This window comes from Actinomadura sp. 6N118, assembly GCF_044326415.1.
Lineage (GTDB): Bacteria > Actinomycetota > Actinomycetes > Streptosporangiales > Streptosporangiaceae > Spirillospora.
Window position 1 is genome coordinate 38,171 of sequence record NZ_JBIRAZ010000003.1, and the last position, 15,774, is coordinate 53,944.

The 15,774-nt window shown below is 69.8% G+C and carries 16 protein-coding genes; 7 read left to right on the forward strand and 9 right to left on the reverse strand.

The window, feature by feature from the left end; translation table 11 throughout:
• Nucleotides 1-54: 54 nt before the first annotated feature.
• From ACH34W_RS08035 to solA, 3 genes are read right to left on the reverse strand one after another with little or no spacing between them, the layout of a single operon-like run.
• Nucleotides 55-1,029, reverse strand: a complete 975-nt coding sequence (locus ACH34W_RS08035) for a succinylglutamate desuccinylase/aspartoacylase family protein (protein WP_395960107.1) — start codon at nucleotides 1,027-1,029, stop codon at nucleotides 55-57.
• Nucleotides 1,030-1,033: 4 nt separating this feature from the next.
• Nucleotides 1,034-2,116: a succinylglutamate desuccinylase/aspartoacylase family protein gene (locus tag ACH34W_RS08040; protein WP_395960108.1), complete on the reverse strand. Its 1,083-nt coding sequence runs from the start codon at nucleotides 2,114-2,116 to the stop codon at nucleotides 1,034-1,036.
• A 20-nt stretch (nucleotides 2,117-2,136) separates the two neighbouring features.
• Nucleotides 2,137-3,270: an N-methyl-L-tryptophan oxidase gene (gene solA / locus ACH34W_RS08045; RefSeq protein ID WP_395960109.1), complete on the reverse strand. Its 1,134-nt coding sequence runs from the start codon at nucleotides 3,268-3,270 to the stop codon at nucleotides 2,137-2,139.
• 238 nt (nucleotides 3,271-3,508) lie between these two features.
• Between solA and ACH34W_RS08050 the strand changes: the two genes are divergently transcribed.
• The 3 genes from ACH34W_RS08050 (at nucleotide 3,509) to ACH34W_RS08060 (ending at nucleotide 8,009) form a co-directional block, all read left to right on the forward strand.
• Nucleotides 3,509-4,261 carry an IclR family transcriptional regulator gene (locus ACH34W_RS08050; RefSeq protein WP_395960110.1) on the forward strand — a complete coding sequence of 251 codons (753 nt, stop codon included), beginning with the start codon at nucleotides 3,509-3,511 and terminating at the stop codon, nucleotides 4,259-4,261.
• 194 nt (nucleotides 4,262-4,455) lie between these two features.
• A complete protein-coding gene (locus ACH34W_RS08055) occupies nucleotides 4,456-7,551 on the forward strand; it encodes a BTAD domain-containing putative transcriptional regulator (RefSeq protein WP_395960111.1) in 3,096 nt (1,031 codons plus the stop codon).
• A 74-nt stretch (nucleotides 7,552-7,625) separates the two neighbouring features.
• Entirely contained in the window at nucleotides 7,626-8,009 is a 384-nt protein-coding gene (locus ACH34W_RS08060; RefSeq protein WP_395960112.1) for a hypothetical protein, read from the forward strand.
• A 114-nt stretch (nucleotides 8,010-8,123) separates the two neighbouring features.
• Here the strand turns inward: ACH34W_RS08060 and ACH34W_RS08065 are convergent, their stop codons facing one another.
• The 3 genes from ACH34W_RS08065 to ACH34W_RS08075 are packed head-to-tail and all read right to left on the reverse strand — an operon-like array spanning nucleotide 8,124 to nucleotide 10,585.
• A complete protein-coding gene (locus tag ACH34W_RS08065; protein ID WP_395960113.1) occupies nucleotides 8,124-9,302 on the reverse strand; it encodes a DSD1 family PLP-dependent enzyme in 1,179 nt (392 codons plus the stop codon).
• Between the two features lie 19 nt (nucleotides 9,303-9,321).
• Nucleotides 9,322-9,888, reverse strand: coding sequence for a hypothetical protein (locus tag ACH34W_RS08070; RefSeq protein WP_395960114.1), 567 nt, complete (start codon nucleotides 9,886-9,888; stop codon nucleotides 9,322-9,324).
• 10 nt (nucleotides 9,889-9,898) lie between these two features.
• Nucleotides 9,899-10,585 carry a transcriptional regulator gene (locus tag ACH34W_RS08075; protein ID WP_395960115.1) on the reverse strand — a complete coding sequence of 229 codons (687 nt, stop codon included), beginning with the start codon at nucleotides 10,583-10,585 and terminating at the stop codon, nucleotides 9,899-9,901.
• Between the two features lie 269 nt (nucleotides 10,586-10,854).
• Here ACH34W_RS08075 and ACH34W_RS08080 point away from each other — a divergent pair, with 269 nt between their 5' ends.
• Nucleotides 10,855-12,243: an amidohydrolase family protein gene (locus ACH34W_RS08080; protein WP_395960116.1), complete on the forward strand. Its 1,389-nt coding sequence runs from the start codon at nucleotides 10,855-10,857 to the stop codon at nucleotides 12,241-12,243.
• A gap of 432 nt (nucleotides 12,244-12,675) precedes the next feature.
• A complete protein-coding gene (locus ACH34W_RS08085) occupies nucleotides 12,676-12,876 on the forward strand; it encodes a DUF4240 domain-containing protein (protein ID WP_395960117.1) in 201 nt (66 codons plus the stop codon).
• Here ACH34W_RS08085 and ACH34W_RS08090 read toward each other — a convergent pair.
• Nucleotides 12,851-13,426, reverse strand: coding sequence for a TetR/AcrR family transcriptional regulator (locus ACH34W_RS08090; RefSeq protein ID WP_395960118.1), 576 nt, complete (start codon nucleotides 13,424-13,426; stop codon nucleotides 12,851-12,853). The two genes, ACH34W_RS08085 and ACH34W_RS08090, sit on opposite strands and share 26 nt — an antisense overlap.
• A 119-nt stretch (nucleotides 13,427-13,545) precedes the next feature.
• Here ACH34W_RS08090 and ACH34W_RS08095 point away from each other — a divergent pair, with 119 nt between their 5' ends.
• Complete coding sequence (locus ACH34W_RS08095) at nucleotides 13,546-13,953, forward strand: nuclear transport factor 2 family protein (RefSeq protein WP_395960119.1); 408 nt, start codon at nucleotides 13,546-13,548, stop codon at nucleotides 13,951-13,953.
• Between the two features lie 87 nt (nucleotides 13,954-14,040).
• Here the strand turns inward: ACH34W_RS08095 and ACH34W_RS08100 are convergent, their stop codons facing one another.
• Nucleotides 14,041-14,673, reverse strand: a complete 633-nt coding sequence (locus ACH34W_RS08100) for a hypothetical protein (protein WP_395960120.1) — start codon at nucleotides 14,671-14,673, stop codon at nucleotides 14,041-14,043.
• Nucleotides 14,674-14,760: 87 nt separating this feature from the next.
• Here ACH34W_RS08100 and ACH34W_RS08105 point away from each other — a divergent pair, with 87 nt between their 5' ends.
• On the forward strand, nucleotides 14,761-15,126 hold the full coding sequence (locus ACH34W_RS08105; protein WP_395960121.1) for a winged helix-turn-helix transcriptional regulator: 366 nt from the start codon (nucleotides 14,761-14,763) through the stop codon (nucleotides 15,124-15,126).
• 6 nt (nucleotides 15,127-15,132) lie between these two features.
• Here the strand turns inward: ACH34W_RS08105 and ACH34W_RS08110 are convergent, their stop codons facing one another.
• Complete coding sequence (locus ACH34W_RS08110) at nucleotides 15,133-15,729, reverse strand: TetR/AcrR family transcriptional regulator (RefSeq protein WP_395960122.1); 597 nt, start codon at nucleotides 15,727-15,729, stop codon at nucleotides 15,133-15,135.
• Nucleotides 15,730-15,774: the final 45 nt, after the last annotated feature.

Here is a 15,774-nt window from a genome sequence, read left to right on the forward strand (position 1 = left end):
CTCTGAGGGTGATGGGGAACGAGGGGGTCGGGGTGACGGTTGCGGAGACGCCGATCAGGTGTGCGGCACCGCGATGGCCGCGAGTTCCGCGCCGGGGACGACGGTGAGCCCGTGCATGCCGTAGACCACCCGTCCCGCGGCGGGGGCGGTGATCTTGTGCTCGGCGCCGTCGGCGGGGTCGATGATGCGGCCGATGGTCTGGCCTTCGGCGACCTCACTGCCGGGGGTGAACTCCGGGTACCACAGGCCGGTGGCCGGGGACTCGGCGAACGCGACCCAGACCCATTCCGGAACCGGCGTCACGGGCGCCGGTTCCACGTGCGGCGGCATGTCGAGGACACCGAGGTGGTGCAGTAGCCGGTACAGGCCGTCGAGCAGGATGCGCACGGTCGCCGTATCCCGGTCGCCGAGCTGGCCGGTCTCGATGAGAATGGCGGGGATGCCCTGCCGGGCGGCCGCGGCGTGGCTGTTGCCGTCTTCGGCGTCGCGGCCGAAGATGACGTGCTCGTAGCCGACGGCGTGGGCCATCGCCCGCGCCTTGGCGTCGAGCTCGTCGTCGCCGGTGAGGCGGTAGCCGACGTAGTCGAGCAAGCTCACGTCGATGCGGCCGCTGTGCAGATCCACGTAGGCGTCGGCGCCGGCGACCACGTTCTCGAACAGCCAGGCGGCAAGACGTTCCGTGGGACCGCCGACCGGGTCGCCGGGGAAGATCCGGTTGATGTTCACCCCGTCCAGCGGGGAGGTGCCCAGGCGTCCGTGGTAGACGGCCGGAGGGTTGGCGATCGGGCAGATCACCACCTGGCCGCGGACCTCGCCGGGCTCCAGCACGGCGCCGAGCCGGGCGGCCGCGTCGGTGCCGATGAACTCGCCGCCGTGCACCCCGCCGGTGAGGACGACCCTGGGGCCTGGACGGGTGCCGTTGATCAAGATCAAGGGAACGTCCACGGTCGTGAGACCGAGATCCACGGTGATGGCGCCTCGGGCCTTGCAGCCCGCCTCGGCCTGCAGATGGCCGACTGTCAGTGTCATGTCGTCACTCATTCCAAGGTCCGGGGTTGGAAGGGAGGTGCGGGTCGGCAGGGAGGTGCGGGTTGGCAGGGACAGGTGGCGGAGTCAGGCTGTCGGGGTCTCGAGGCACGGCGATGGCGGCCAGTTCGGTCCCGGGGGCGACGGTGAGCCCGCGCATGCCGTAGAAGATCCGTCCGGTCGCGGGCGCAGTGACCTTGTGCTCGCGGCCGTCGGCCGGATCGATGACGCGTCCGATGACTTGGCCGCTGGTGACGTCGTCGCCCGCGGTGAAATCCGGGTACCACAGCCCGATCGCCTCGGCGGCGACCGCCCCGGCCCATGCCCACTCCCGCGGCGGCGCGGCTTCGGTGCCCGCCGAGCGATCGAGCACGCCCAGACTGTGCAGCAAGCGGTGGAGTCCGTCGACCAGCGCGCGGGCCGCGGCCGGGTCGCGTTCGCCGAGCTGGCCGGTCTCCACCAGCACGGCCGGGACGCCCTGCCTGGCCGCGGCCGCGTGGCTGTTCCCGCCGTCGGCGTTCAGGCCGACGATCACGTCATCGAAGCCCAGCGCATGGGCCATCCACTGGGTGCGTGCGTCGATCTCGGGATCGCCACAGATCCGGTAACCGACGAAGTCGCACAGGGTCTCGTCGATGCCGCCGCTGTGCAGATCCACGTACGCGCCGGCTCCGCCGATCAGGTTCTCGAACAGCCAGGCGGCCAGGCGTTCCGTGGGACCGCCGACCGGGTCGCCGGGGAAGATCCGGTTGATGTTCACCCCGTCCAGCGGGGAGGTGCCCAGGCGTCCCTGGTAGACGGCCGGAGGGTTGGCGACCGGGCAGATCACCACCTGCCCGCGGACCTCCCCGGGCTCCAGCAGGGCTCCGAGCCGGACGGCGGCGTCCACTCCGGTGAACTCGCCGCCGTGCACGCCGGCGGTGACCACCACGCGTTGGCCGGGACGCGCGCCGTTGACCAGGGTGACGGGGACGTCCACGGTGGTCGTGCCGAGGTCGACTCGAACCGTGCCGCGCGTCCGGGCTCCGGGGGCGGCGCTCAGCGGGCCGACGGTGAGGTCGGCGGGCACAACCGATTCTGAGGTCGTCATGTTTCCTCCCGTGCGGTCGGTCAGGAGTCGGTGCGGCCGACGGTGGACAGGAAGTCGATCGGCTGCGGGCTGGACCTCTCCAAGGCGATATCGGCGGCGATGTCGCCGAAGGCGGGGGACAGCTTGAACCCGTGCCCGGAGAACCCGGCCGCCAGGATCACGCTCTCGGCACCGGGCAGCGGGCCGATCAGCGGGCGGCTGCTGTCGGTGTAGCCCTCCATGAAGACCGAAACCCGAACGGGATGCGGGTGCAGATCTGGCAGGTAGCGCCCGATCAGCTCGGCGAAGATCTCCAGCTCCTCCGGCCGCACGGTGCGATCGAGGCGGTTCGGGTCGTCCACCGGCAGGTGCAGTGCCTGGGACAGGCCGAGCTTCACCGAGACGCCGTCCGGCGACGGAAGGCCGTAGCAGTGGGTGGGGGCGGTGCGGATGAAGCCGGGGCTCTCCGGGCCCGACCAGTTGTCGTTGACCGGCACGAACCACGCGTTGATCACCCGCCGGATGTCGACACCCCAGGGCAGGCCGGGCAGCAGGTCGTTCACCCAGGGGCCCACGGTGACCACGGCCGCGTCGAAACGCTCGCTCCCCGCGTCCGTGCGGACCGCCACGCCGCCGCCCGACGGCGCGATCTCCCGGACGGGGGTGTAGCGGTGGATGTGGGCGCCCAGCTCCTCGGCGCGGCGCGCGGCGGTCAGCACCGTCAGCTCGGGCCGTACGAAACCCGCACGGTGGTCGAAAACGGCCATGTCCCCGTCCTCGATGCGGAACTGAGGGAACCGCTTGGCGAGCGCGTCAGCGTCGAGGATCTCGTGGTCCAGGTCGTGCTCAGCCACCGATTCCAGCGTCGTGCGCATCTGGTGATGCTCCGCGGGGCCCATGAGCAGGCAGCCGGTCAGCCTGCGCAGCTCGCGGCCTGTCTCCTCCTGCAGCCGCTGCCACAGGGCGTCGGCGTGCCGTAGCAAGGGGACGTAGCGGGAGTCCTCGAAGTGGGCGCTGCGGAAGACCCGGGTCTCCCCGCCCGCGGCGCTGCGGTCATGGCCGGGGGCGAAGCGGTCGTAGCCGACCACCTCGGCTCCGCGCGACGCCAGCCGCCAGGCGGCCTGGCTGCCCATCGTTCCGACTCCGACGACTGCGACGCGCTTTCTGGCTGCCACGTGAGCTTCCTTTCGGATCGGGGACAGGCCCGCCGTTGCCAGGCGGGTGGGGGTGTGCGTCAGTGGTGATCCGAAGGCGCGTCAGCGCGCCTCGGGCTGTTGGTTCCACCGGGCGGCGGCCAACCTCTATGCCACATTGTGGAACGGTGTGCTACAATCTGGCACCAGAATGACAGTGGAACATCCGGCCGTCAAGAGGGGTCCGGACTGCAATCTGCAGGTTAACCAGGGGAAACAAATGACCGAGATGAAGAGCGTGATCCGCAGCCTGCAGATTCTGGAGGCTGTCGCGCAGCATCAGCCCGTGACCGTGGGCGAGCTGACCAAGATGTTCGGGCTGCCCAAGTCGACGGTGCAGCGCACGCTCGTCACCCTGAACCAGGCGGGCTGGCTGCGCGCGAGCCGGGGTGACACCACGCGCTGGGAGGTGGGGGCGCGGGTGCTGGCCGTGCGGCCCGCCGCGCTCCAGGGCGCCAGCCTGTTCGCGGCGGCGCGGGAGCCTATGCTGCGGCTCCGCGAGGCCCTGAACGAGACGATCCACCTGACGGTGCTGGACGGCGTGCACTGCATGGTCGTCGTCGACCGGGTGGACTGCGACCACGCGGTGCGCACGTTCCACCGGATCGGCGACACCTCGCCGCTGCACGCCACCGCGGCCGGACGGGCCGTGCTCGCCCATCTGAGCCGGGCCGAGGTCGATGAGGTGATCGCCAGAGGGCTGAAGCGCTTCGGGGACACCACGATCACCGACCCGGACGTCCTGCGCGCCGATCTCGGCGAGGTCCGGCGGCAGGGCTACGCGGTGAACATCAACCAGTTCCGGCCGGGGGTCTGCGCGGTCGCAGCACCGATCCTGGACGAGGACGGCACACCGCTGGCCGCCTTGGCCGTCTCCATGCCGGACTCGCGCCTCGACGTCGACCAGCTGCCCGAGCTCGGCCGGCAGGTCGCCGAGGCATCGGAGGAGATCACCTCACGGCGCCTCGCCTGACGTTGGCTGGCGTTGTCCCTGACCGGCATGGTCCCTGACCGGCATGGTCCCTGACCGGCATGGCCATATGGGCCCTTGTGGGGAGGGTGGTGCAATACGGGGTCTGTTAAGTGGTTCCCCCGATGCACTAGATGATCGGCTGCCCACATCCTGATGCCTGTGCCAGATGGCCGACAGGTGAAGGCGCACGGGATATGAGGTTCCAGGTACTCGGGCCACTGGAGGTCACGGTGGCGGGCCGGCCCGTGCCGGTGGCCGGGCGGAGAGTGCGTGAACTGCTCGCGATGCTGCTGCTTCACGCCAACCGGCTGGTGCCCGTCACCCGGCTGGTGGACATGACCTGGCCTGAGGGGCCGCCGGGTACCGCGCGTCGGCAGGTGCAGAACGGTGTCGGGCGGCTGCGCCGGGTCTTGGCGCTGGGAGGTGTTCCGCCGGATGTCATCACGACCCTGCCTGGTGGGTACCGGCTGTGCGCGGATGAGGAGCAGATCGACGTGCTGGCGTTCACGCGCCGCATCGCCGAAGGCCGCCGCGCGGCGGCCGCGAAACGTCTTCCGGAGGCTGTGACGGCACTGCGGGGTGCCCTGGAGTTGTGGAAGGGACCCGCCCTGGCCGAATTCGACTGTGAGGCTCTGAGGAATGAGGCGGTCCGGCTGGAGGAACGGCGCCTGGCCGTACTCGAGGAATGCCTGCGGCTGGAGCTCACGTTGGGCCGTCACCACGAGGTGACCTGTGAGCTGGCGGCCCTCGTCCGCGAGCACCCACTGCGTGAGGGACTGTGGGCGATGCTGCTGGCTGCGCTCTACCGGGGCGGTCGCAAGGGAGAGGCGCTGGCGGCCTACGGCCGGGCGCGCGAGACGCTCGTAGCCGAACTGGGTCTGGAGCCCGGACCCGAATTGCGGGCCCTGGAGCAGGCCATCCTCACCGAGGACCGCACGCTGGCCGTGCAGGCGGTGGAACGGCCCCGGCCCTGCCAGCTGCCGCCTGACGTGGCCGACTTCGTGGGCCGGGAGGAGGCCGTTGAACGGCTCAAGGACCTGTACCGGGCGGGGCGCGGCGGGTACGCGGTGGCGGTCTCGGTGCTGGTGGGCAAGGCGGGGATCGGCAAGACCACCTTGGCGGTGCACGTCGCGCATGCGCTGCGAGAGGCGTACCCCGACGGGCAGCTGTACGTGAACCTGCGCGGCGCGGACCACCATCAGGCCGAGCCCGCCGAGGTCCTGGGGCGGTTCCTGCGAGCGCTGGGCGTGGAGGGCGCGGCGATCCCGCAAAGCCTCGACGAGCGGGCGGAGATGTACCGGGAGTGGCTGGCGGACCGGCGGGTGATGGTGGTGCTCGACAACGCCAGGGACGAGGCGCAAGTGCAACCGCTCCTCCCGGGTGCGCCCAGCTGTGCCGTGCTTGTCACGAGCCGGTCCCGGCTGGCGGGGCTTCCCGGCGCGCGGCTGGTGGAACTGGACGTCTTGGAACGGGACCAGGCCGTCGAGCTGCTGTCGCGCATCGCCGGCGCCGACAGGATCGCGTCCGAGATGGTGGCGGCGCGGACGCTGGCCGGGCTGTGCGGGCGGTTGCCGCTCGCATTGCGGATCGTGGCCGCCCGGCTCGCGACCAGAACACACCGGACGCTGGCCGAAATGGCCGAGCGTCTGATCGACGAGCGCCGGCGGCTGGACGAGCTCGTCCACGGTGGTCTGGCAGTACGCACGAGCCTGGAACTCAGCTATCGGGATCTGCGGCCGCGGCCGCGCAAACTGTTCCACTTGCTCGGGTTGCTGGAAGCGCCCGACTTTCCAGCCTGGGCGGGGGCGGCGCTGCTCGACGCGCCGATCGCCGAGGCCGGCGAGCTGATCGACCAGCTGGTCGACGCACAACTCGTTGACGTGTCCGGGCGGGACGCCGCCGGACAGGTCCGGTATCGCCTCCACGACCTGGTGCGCCTCTTCACGAGGGAACGGGCGGAGATCGAGGAGGACCAGGCAGAACGTACGGCTGCGGTCGGCCGTGTGCTGGGCGGCCTGCTGGCACTGACGGAGACGGCCCACCGGACGGTGTACGGCGGCGACTACGCAGTCCTGCACGGTACAGCGGAGCGCTGGCTCGCGGCGGCCGGCGAACCGGGAGGCGTGGTCGAGCCCGGCGGGGTGGTCGAGCCGGGGGGGGTCCAGATCGACCCGTTGAGCTGGTACGACGCCGAACGGCCGAGCATCGTCGCGGGTGTCCGGCAGGCCGCGGAGGCCGGGCTCGACGAGCTGTGCTGGGACCTGGCCGCCAGCGCCGCCTCGCTCTTCCTGACCCGCGGGCACGACGATGACTGGGAGGTCACCTTCTCCCGTGCCCTGGCGGCCACGCGCCGTGCCGGCAACCTGCGCGGAACGGCCGTGACGCTCACGGGTCTTGCCATGCTGTGGGTCTACCAGCACCGTCACGCGGAGGCCGCCACCGCCCTGGACGAGGCGATCAAGGGGTTCGAAGACGTGGGCGACCAGCACGGCCTGCTGCTGGCGCTTCTGCTGTTCGCGCACATCGAAGGCATGCGCGGACTGTACGAGCGGGCGATCGCACGTCATCAGGAGGCGATCGGGGTGCTCCGTGCCCTGGGAGACCAGGGCGCGGAGATCCTCGCCCTGCGCTCGATGAGCCAGTTGCTGATCGACATCGGACGGCCGGAGGAGGCCCGCCCGTACCTGCGGCAGGCACTGGCCGTGGAGGGCGAGGGGGATCGGCGCGCCCGGGCCGAAGTGCTCTCGCTCCTCGGCGACGTCCATCTCGGCGCGGGCGAGGTGGACCGCGCCGAATCGGTGTTCCGGGACATGCTTGAGATCGCCGAGGAGCTCGGCGACACGCGGTGCGAGTCCGCCGCGCGGTACGGGCTGGGGCTGGTGCGGCTCCGGACCGACCGGTTGGACGAGGCGTCCGCGCTGCTGAGGCAGGCCCTGTCGCTCGCCCGGGAGGTGGCGGACCGGTTCATGGAGGCACGGGTCCGGCTGCCGCTGGGCGAGGTCGATCATCGTCGCGGGCGGACCGAGGAGGCCATCGCCCATGTGCGGGAGTCGGCGCGGATCACCGCCGAGCTGGGCATCCCGCTCTGGCGGGCGCGAGCGCTGAAGGTCCTCGGGGATGTCCAGGCGGCCGGCGGCGACCAGGAGGCGGCCCGTGCCGCCTGGGGCCAGGCCCACGCGCTGTTCACCGACATCGGTTCTCCCGAGGCACGCGGGTCCGCATCGCGGCTCCGCGGGTCCGCATCGCGGCTGTCCGCTCCGGCTCGCTGGGACCCGGGCCACGTGCGGTGAGGACGTGATTATGACCGGGCTATGACGCGCGCTGCGAGATTACCGCCAATGCCCATCGTCCCAAGGAGTACGTCATGAAGCGCAAGGCAGCCCTGGTCTTCGGCAGCGCAGCGGTCGCCGTCCTCATTACGGGCGGCCAGGCCCAGGCCGATCACGTCTGCACGAAGAACATCACGGACACGGGGGCCGGAACCGTCGGGCAGGTGAGGTTCTACACCGAAGGGGACGTCTTCCATCTGTACGACCTCAACTGCAACGACGGCCGTGGCATCAGGGGCGAGTGGAAGTACGCCGGGGAGAGCGTGTGGCGTCACTTCGGTTCGCACACCCAAGGCTGCACCAACAACCCCCAGCGCTACACCGACGGCAACCTGCAGGAGGACGGCATCATCAACATCCGGGCACGCAGGACCGGCGGGGCCTGGACTTCCATGAACTGCCGCAACCACAACACCTGATCCGAGCGTCACTGAGGTCTGGCCACCAGAGATTCGGGTGGCCAGACCTTCGCTATTACGCGTGAACCCAGAGCCGCTCGGCGACGGTGCGCCAGGACAGAGCGAGGCAGCTGGTCACCAGCCGGTGACGCGCTTCCACAAGGCCTGGATCGCCGGTGCGGTGTTCGCGGTCCGGCTGCCGTCGATGGCGTGGTAGGCCTGGTGCTGTGCGGCGGTGGCGCAGGCGTGGTTGGGCAGGATACGCAGGCGCATGCCGAGGGGCAGGTCGGGCAGCCCGGCGCCGTCACGGGCGGTGAGGGTGCCGTGTTCCTGGCTTGCACCCGTCATGACCAGGCCAGGGATGAGGGTGCCGTCAAGATCGGTGACCAGACCATAACCCTGGTCCTGCGCCTGGACGGCGGTGCCGCGGTCGCGGGACATGGCCATCCATCCGCCGTCGGTGAGGATCCATCCGTACTCGGGGCGGTGGCCGATGACGGTGACGACGACCGACAGCGCGAGGTCCGCGATGTCGCAGACGCCGATGCCGGCCATCACCAGGTCGAAGAAGACGTAGTTGCCTGCGCGCAGTTCGGTGACGCCGGTGAGGTCCTCGGCCGCGTGGGCTGTCGGGGTGGAGCCGACGCTGACGGTGGCCACGGGCAGACCGGCCGCGCGCAGCCGCTCTGCCGCGACGACGGCGGAGTCGCGTTCGTTCTTCGCCGCCAGGCGCTGTTCCTCGGCGGTGTAGGCGAAATAGGACTCGCCCGCATGGGTCAGCACGCCGTCCAGACAGCCCGCGTCGTGCAGGATGCGGCCGATCTCAGGGAGCGCGGGGGCGTCGGGTTTGAGGCCGCCACGGTGGCCGTCGCAGTCGATCTCGATCTGGGTGGGGACGGGAAGGCCGGCCTGGCGGGAGGCTTCGCCGACGAACGACGCCTGCTCGATGCTGTCCAGCAAGACGCGCAGGGTGACGCCACGGCGCAGCAGCGCGAGGACGCGCGGGAGTTTGTGGGGGTCGATACCGACGGCGTAGGTGATGTCGGTGTAGCCGCCGTCGGCGAACGCCTCGGCCTCGGCGAGGGTGGAGACGGTGATGGGGCAAGGGGTGCCGTGGTGCAGGAGGGCGGCGACGTCGAGGCTCTTGGCCGTCTTCACGTGAGGACGAAGGGTGACCCCGAGCCGGTCGGCCCTGGCAGCCAGTCGTTCGATGTTGCGCTGGGTCTTGTGGACGTCGACGACGGCGAACGGGGTATCGGGATCGGCCAGAGTCCGCGCGGTGTGGGGGCTCGTGGCGTCGGCAGGGATATTCACAGAGAGATGTCCATCTTCCTCAGAAGGGCCAAGCCCAGATACAGGTCCTGCAAGCCGATGCCGGAGCTGCGCTGATGGGCCGGATGCGGCTGACGGCCGCCACCTCGTAGGCCGCCTGGTGGCCGGTGCCGACGACCGCCAGGGTGGTGGCGCCGGAACGGGCGAGCAGATCGACGGCGAGAGCGTCAGCCGCAGCGGTCCGGTAGGCGTTCGCGGTGCCGACTTCCAGGACGGCCGCGATCCTGCCGATCGTCTGGTCGAACAGCAGCAGGGTGGAGTGATGGCGCGGCAGCCCGTGCTCGGTGTTACCCGGCAAGTAGGTACCGATCTTCACCCCGGCATGCGTCGCGGACGCGGACGGCTTGAGGGTGAACCGGTTGCTCGGATCGGACCCATGCACGGCGAGACTGGGAAAGACGGTGCCGTCCACCGTCGCGGCGAAGGCGGCGCGGGCCGCTTCAAGGGCCAGGTCCTCGTCCACGAGCGCGGCGGTCTGCTCCTCCGTGATGTGCAGCAGACGGGGCGCAGCCGATGGTCGTCCGGCGCCGGAAGAAGAAACGGGCTGGGTGGCCGATCCTGCGGTCACGAAATGCCCCTCACTTGGCGTAGTTGTAGACGGTCGCCCGGGACACGCCGAGCAGGTCCGCGATGGCCTGTGCGGCATCGCGCGAGTCGAAGTAGCCGTCCTGGTGCAGCTGCCGCACCAGTGCCTTCTTGTCCTCCCGGCTCAATGAACGGGGAGTCGCGCCGCGCTCGGCGGCCAGTTCCTCCACGGCCTGGCGCAGCGCGCGCGCGTTGCGGTCTCGCAGGGTTTCCAGGGACTGCTCGCGGTGCTCGGTGTCCGTGGCCACGAGGTTGGACAGGGCGAGCGTCATCGGCGACAGCACCGACACGTCGAGGTTGAGGCAGAGGGCCGCGATGTACTCACCGGCGGCGTTCTTGATTCCGATGGACGTGCTCTTGGCCGGGCGGCCGTCGGGGAACTGGTTGGGGTAGTTCTGAATGACACTGGGGTAGCCGGGGTCCTCGATGCGGGCCAAGCCCAGCTCCGTGACGGAGTCCCCGACCTCGCGGCCAGAGAGGTTGTTCTCGATCACCCGGATCGCGTGCTCCGGAGTCCGCAGGTCATGCAGAACGACCTCACACAGGCCCGGGAACATGCGGCCCAGCGCAACAGCGATCTTTTCGGCCTCACGGATGAGGTGCTCGTCCGCCTCAGCCGAGGCCGCAGCAACGACGCCCTTGCGCCCATCCAGCTCGGCCCCATCAACGACGCGTGCCACAAGGCTCCCCCGGAACACTCAGCTGCATTCATCTTCTAAATCTAGACAATGAGTCTAGACAGGCTCCCCGCCGACTGTCCACATGCCCCGAAGGACCTGACCGAGCGCCTGAGAAGATCGTTCGCGGACGCCTACATCCAGGTCATCGTGACTGTGGGCGCGGTAACTGGAACGACGGCCATCTCCGCATGACAGCTATGAGCCTGGCTCATCATTGCGGTGAGTGATCCGTCGTTGTTCCAGGACGGACGTCCGTGAACGATGAAGGCATGAGACTCACTGATCTTCCTGGTCGTCCTGGTCTTCTCTGGCTGACGAACGTCCGCCTGTTCGACGGGACCGGTGGGCCGGTCAGGGCGGGCGCGGGAATCCTCATTGAGGATGGAGTGGTCAAAAGGGTTGGGCGAGCCGGCGACGGTGTGCCGAACGGAGCGGACGTCGTCGATGTGGAGGGCCGTACCGTCATCCCCGGTTTGATCGACGCCCACGCGCACGTGTTCACGACCCCGCCCGCGCCTGCGGAGGGTGCCGAGCCGCTGTGGCCGGACGTGACCGCGCATTTCCTGGCTGCGCAGTTGCAGGAGACGTTGCGGATGGGGTTCACGACGTTGCGCGACGTCGGCTCCTACGGCGACGCGGTGGTGTCGGCCAGGCAGGCGATGCGGTACGGGGCGTTCTCCGGCCCCCGGCTGCTGACCTGCGGCCGGATCGTATCCGCCACCGCACCCGGCGGCCGGTTCTTCGACGGGATGTACCGGGAGGCGGACGGACCGGACGACGTGCGCAAGGCGGTGCGCGAACAGGTGCGGCGGGGGGCCGACTTCATCAAGGTCATGTCCACCGGGGCGCGTTCGGTCGAGCTGGAGGACCCCCACCCCGCGCAACTGACCGAAGCAGAGATGGCCGCGCTGATCGACGAGGCGCACCGGCTCGGCTACCTGGTCGCGGCGCACGCGGAGGGCTTGGCCGGCACGGAGCTGTCCATCACGCTGGGCGTGGACACCGTCGAACACGGCATGTATCTCAACCAACGTCCCGACCTCCTGGACCACATGGCCGAGGCCGGGCAGATCCTGGTGCCGACCCTGTCGTGCTACTACGGCGTCGCGGGCATCGGCGAGGACGTCGAGGCTCTCGGCGAGGAGTCCGGGTGGACGCCGGCGCTGGTGGACCTCGCCAAGCACAACCTGGCCGAGGCCGACCGCACATTGGCGGCGGCACGTGCGGCCGGCGTGCCGATCGCCCTCGGGCACGACTGGCAGCCGTTCTCCGATGCCGCCGCCGAACTCGTGCGCATGATCCGGCACGGGATGAGTCCCGCCGAGACACTGGTCGCGGCGACGGCCACCGCAGCCCGTGCCCTAGGCCTGGACGAGCACCTCGGCACCGTCCAGCCCGGCAAGATCGCGGACCTGGTCGTGGTGGACGGAGACCCACTGGCCGAGCCGACGGTGTTGCGGGATCGCAGGCGGATCTGGCTGGTCCTTCAACTGGGTGAGCCCGTGGCCGGCCAGGCGTTGGAGACGCCGCTGAGTCGCGTGGCGGCCTCGGCGAACGCGCGGATCGCCGCCGTCTCCCGCTCGGCCGCCCAAACCAGCGCGCTCTCCAGCGGCGGCATTCCGCGCAACGGGATCACCGACACCCCGGGATGGGTGTAGTAGTCGGCGAACGAGGCCACCGTCGGGTGAACGATCTCCCCCCGGGCCACCAGCGACAGTACTTCGATCATCCGGCCCTCCCTGTGGCGGCGGACGATGGGGCGTCCGGCGGGAGTCAGCGGCGGATAGAGAGTCTCCAGCGTCTCGGCCGGTACCATCCCCTCGGCGTCGACCACGTGGTGGTCGCCGAGGTCCTCCACGGTGGCAAAGCCGCGTTCGGCCAGTGGTCGCCCGGCCCGCACCACCAGCGCGCGGTCGGCCAGCGTCAGAAAGATCTCGATCTCCCTGAACTCCACTCGTCCCTCCATCGGTCTCTGGAGGACAAGACTAGAGAGAGCGCAACCTCAGTCGAGCTGGCGGATCATCGCTGAATCGCGTTCCACCGGGGCCTCTGTCACCCCCCTGCTCCAGGCTCCCTGGCCATGCAGATCGATGACTGGTGGGGCCTCATCGAGCGGGCGCGCACCGCGGTTGGCGACCGGGGTGACCGACTACGCGTACCGGCATCCACTGTGGAATGCCGCCTACCTCATCGAGGGGGGCTGCGGGGATGACGGCTTCATGGACTTTCGCGATGGGCTGACTCGCCCAAACGCCGTGCAGTGGCTCAGTCGGCCGCAGCCTGTCCGCTGAATCCGTGACGAAGGATCGCGAGCAGGCGCCGCACCCGGGTGGCGTCGGTATCTGAGACGGCGATCGCGTTCGTGAGCATGAGGACCTCGGTCACGGTGAGGTCCGTACGGACCTCACCGGCTTCCTGGGCTCTGGAGAGCAGTTTGTCCGCGGTCGAGGTCATCGAGGTGTGCCAGCGGTCGAACAGGGCTGTGCGCCGTTCTCCATCGTGGTCCGTGCCGGCAAAGGCCAGTGTCCTCCTGGTCGCCACATGGACGGCGAAGGCTTCCAGCCAGGTGTAGAACACCTCGCCAGGTGCCGGTGCGTGCAGGAGAGCGGCGCCTTGGTCGCAGAGCGCGGCGACCTCGTCGGCGTAGACCGCCACGAGCAGGTCACCGCGGGTCGGGTAGTGCCGGTACAGGGTCGCGTTGCCGACGCCCGCCCGCCGCGCCACCTCGTCCAAGGCGACGTCCGGGCCGTGCTCATCGAACAGCGCCCTGGCCGCCGCGAGCAGCAGCCGGGCATTGCGCGCGGCGTCCGCACGGCGCGCACGTCCGGATGTGGCGGTCATCACAGGCTCCCTGGTTGCTAAACGGGGATTTCCCCGCTTAGCTTAGCGCAGCCCTAACCGGGGAACTCCCCGTTTAGTTCTCCACCGGGCTGGACGCCCGCGGAACCCCAGGAGGAACGATGACCTTCACCGCCGACGACCGCACCGCGATCACCGAGCTGATCTCCATGCACGGCCACGTGTGCGACAGCGGGGAACTGGACCGGCTGGACGAGGTTTTGACTCCGGACGTCGTCTACGACATCTCCGATTTCGGGCAAGAGCCCTTGCTGGGCGTCGCGGCCTGCATCGCCGCAGGGCGTGCGCTGGGCCAGCTCAACCCGGTAGGCCATCACGTCACCAATGTCGTCCTCACCGAGGTCGGCGACAGCCGGGTGCAAGCGCGATCCAAGGGGCTCGGCGTCAACGCCGACGGCACCACCGCAAGCCTGACCTACGAGGACACCGTCCTGCGCACCCCACACGGCTGGCGGATCAGCCACCGGAAGATCCGCGCGCACCGTACACCCCTGGGCGGACGCGCCTGACACATCCGCCGCGCCCAGCCCCCTCGAACATGGAGATGCCCGGTGGGCGGGTCACCGCCTGCGTGACCTTCCCGGTGGCCACCTCCCTCACCGTGAGCCTGGCAGCGAGCGCACGTTGAACAGCGAGATGGCGTGCAGCGCCAGCATCGCCGGCACGACGAAGGCAGGTATCAGAATCATCGGGAGCTCGGACATCACCGTGGTGTCGTCGGCCGTGGCCAGTACCCCCAGCTTCGTCGGCGAGTGCAGCACCCCCAGCACGACCGCGACGATGAGATCGATGATGCCGAACGCGGTCCATCCGTAGAAGATCTTCATGGTCGGCCCAGTCCGGCGCGCCAGGCGGGCCGTGACGGCGGGTGCGGTGACGCCGACCACGATGTCGCCTATTCCGGCCGGCAAGGCGAACGCGCCGGGGAGTTCGCCGACAGCCCACACCGCGACGAAGCCGAAGCCCACGACGCGCCACATCTGCAACATCGTCAGTGCCTGCAGATCAGCCGCGCGAGCCCATGCCCGGAATGGCGTTGACCACATCAGCAGCCCGATCACCAGTAGCGGCGGCATGGCGACCGCAAGGCCGAGTGCGATCGGCGGGTTGCCGTCGGCGGCGTCGAAAACCCCCATAGCGCCGGCCAGTGTGATCGCCACAGCCCATGCCGCCGTGACCCACCAGAGCCATGACGTCATCCGGCCGACGGCCGGGACAGGGAGAGACATGATGACCTCCGGTTGAGTCACTTGCAGTTCGCAAGTGACTCTAGAGTCGACACTTGCGAACTGCAAGGGAGCACGTAGGATGGGTTTATGGTCGCCAAATCGAACACGCGCCGCTCAGATTGCGCGGTCGCGGGCGCACTGGACATCCTGGGCGACAGGTGGTCCCTGCTCCTGGTGCGCGACTTGCTGCTGGGCGGCGAGTTGCGCAACGCCGAGCTCGCCGACTCCGCTGAGGCGATCCCTACCAACACGCTGGCCGACCGGCTCCGCAGGCTCGCCGAGGCGGGCATCATCGAGCGCGTGCCCTACAACGAGCGACCGCTCAGATACAGCTACCGGCTCACCGAGCGCGGCCGGCAACTCGGTCCGGTGGTCGACGCACTCGCCGACTGGGGCGCACGGAACCTGCCGGGCACCCGCAGGCTGGGCACCGACCGCCCCTCCCCCTCCTGACCACGTTCAGATGCCCTCTGGTGGGGCGTCGAGGAGTGCGCGGGCCACAGAGCGCATCGTCGCGGTGAGCCGTTCGGGCCCGTCTGTGGTGAGCTGGTTCAGGATCGGCCCGCTGCCGAGGGCGCCGAGCAGCAGGTGGGCGATCAGGTCGGCATCGAGGTCGGGTCGCTCGGCGTTGATGAGCGCACTGATGTGACCGTGCCAGAAGCCGTAGACGGGGTGATCACCCGAGTGTTCCGCGGGCGCCTGGCCGGAGTGGGCGAGCTCGGCCATCAGGCTCTTGTTGCGGCCGACGACCTCGACGATCGCGTCCAGGAAGGCCAGGAGCCGGTCCCGGTCGGGGGCTCCCTTTCCCAGGGGAGGCGGCCCGCTGGTCACGGTCTCCTGGAGTGCGTGGGCGCGCTCCACCATGAGCGCGCGCATCAGTCCCGTCCGGTTGCCGAAGCGGTGGAAGATCGTGCCTTTGCCGACCCCCGCCGCGGCCGCGACCTGCTCCATCGAGATGTCCTGAGGCCGGTGAACGGCCAGCAGTTCCTCGGTGGCGGCCAGGATCGCACGCCGGTTGCGGGCCGCGTCGGCGCGCTCACGCCGTCCTTCGCTCATCGAGTGATGCCTCCCTGGACAAGTTGACCGCCGGTCCAGTACGTT

Bases quoted from the DNA above. Each gene is read 5' to 3' on its own strand.
- ACH34W_RS08035 (WP_395960107.1), bottom strand. From the start codon at position 1,029: ATGACACTGACAGTCGGCCATCTGCAGGCCGAGGCGGGCTGCAAGGCC.
- ACH34W_RS08040 (WP_395960108.1), bottom strand. From the start codon at position 2,116: ATGACGACCTCAGAATCGGTTGTGCCCGCCGACCTCACCGTCGGCCCG.
- ACH34W_RS08050 (WP_395960110.1), top strand. From the start codon at position 3,509: ATGACCGAGATGAAGAGCGTGATCCGCAGCCTGCAGATTCTGGAGGCT.
- ACH34W_RS08055 (WP_395960111.1), top strand. From the start codon at position 4,456: ATGAGGTTCCAGGTACTCGGGCCACTGGAGGTCACGGTGGCGGGCCGG.
- ACH34W_RS08060 (WP_395960112.1), top strand. From the start codon at position 7,626: ATGAAGCGCAAGGCAGCCCTGGTCTTCGGCAGCGCAGCGGTCGCCGTC.
- ACH34W_RS08080 (WP_395960116.1), top strand. From the start codon at position 10,855: ATGAGACTCACTGATCTTCCTGGTCGTCCTGGTCTTCTCTGGCTGACG.
- ACH34W_RS08085 (WP_395960117.1), top strand. From the start codon at position 12,676: ATGACTGGTGGGGCCTCATCGAGCGGGCGCGCACCGCGGTTGGCGACC.
- ACH34W_RS08090 (WP_395960118.1), bottom strand. From the start codon at position 13,426: ATGACCGCCACATCCGGACGTGCGCGCCGTGCGGACGCCGCGCGCAAT.
- ACH34W_RS08095 (WP_395960119.1), top strand. From the start codon at position 13,546: ATGACCTTCACCGCCGACGACCGCACCGCGATCACCGAGCTGATCTCC.
- ACH34W_RS08100 (WP_395960120.1), bottom strand. From the start codon at position 14,673: ATGTCTCTCCCTGTCCCGGCCGTCGGCCGGATGACGTCATGGCTCTGG.
- ACH34W_RS08105 (WP_395960121.1), top strand. From the start codon at position 14,761: ATGGTCGCCAAATCGAACACGCGCCGCTCAGATTGCGCGGTCGCGGGC.
- ACH34W_RS08110 (WP_395960122.1), bottom strand. From the start codon at position 15,729: ATGAGCGAAGGACGGCGTGAGCGCGCCGACGCGGCCCGCAACCGGCGT.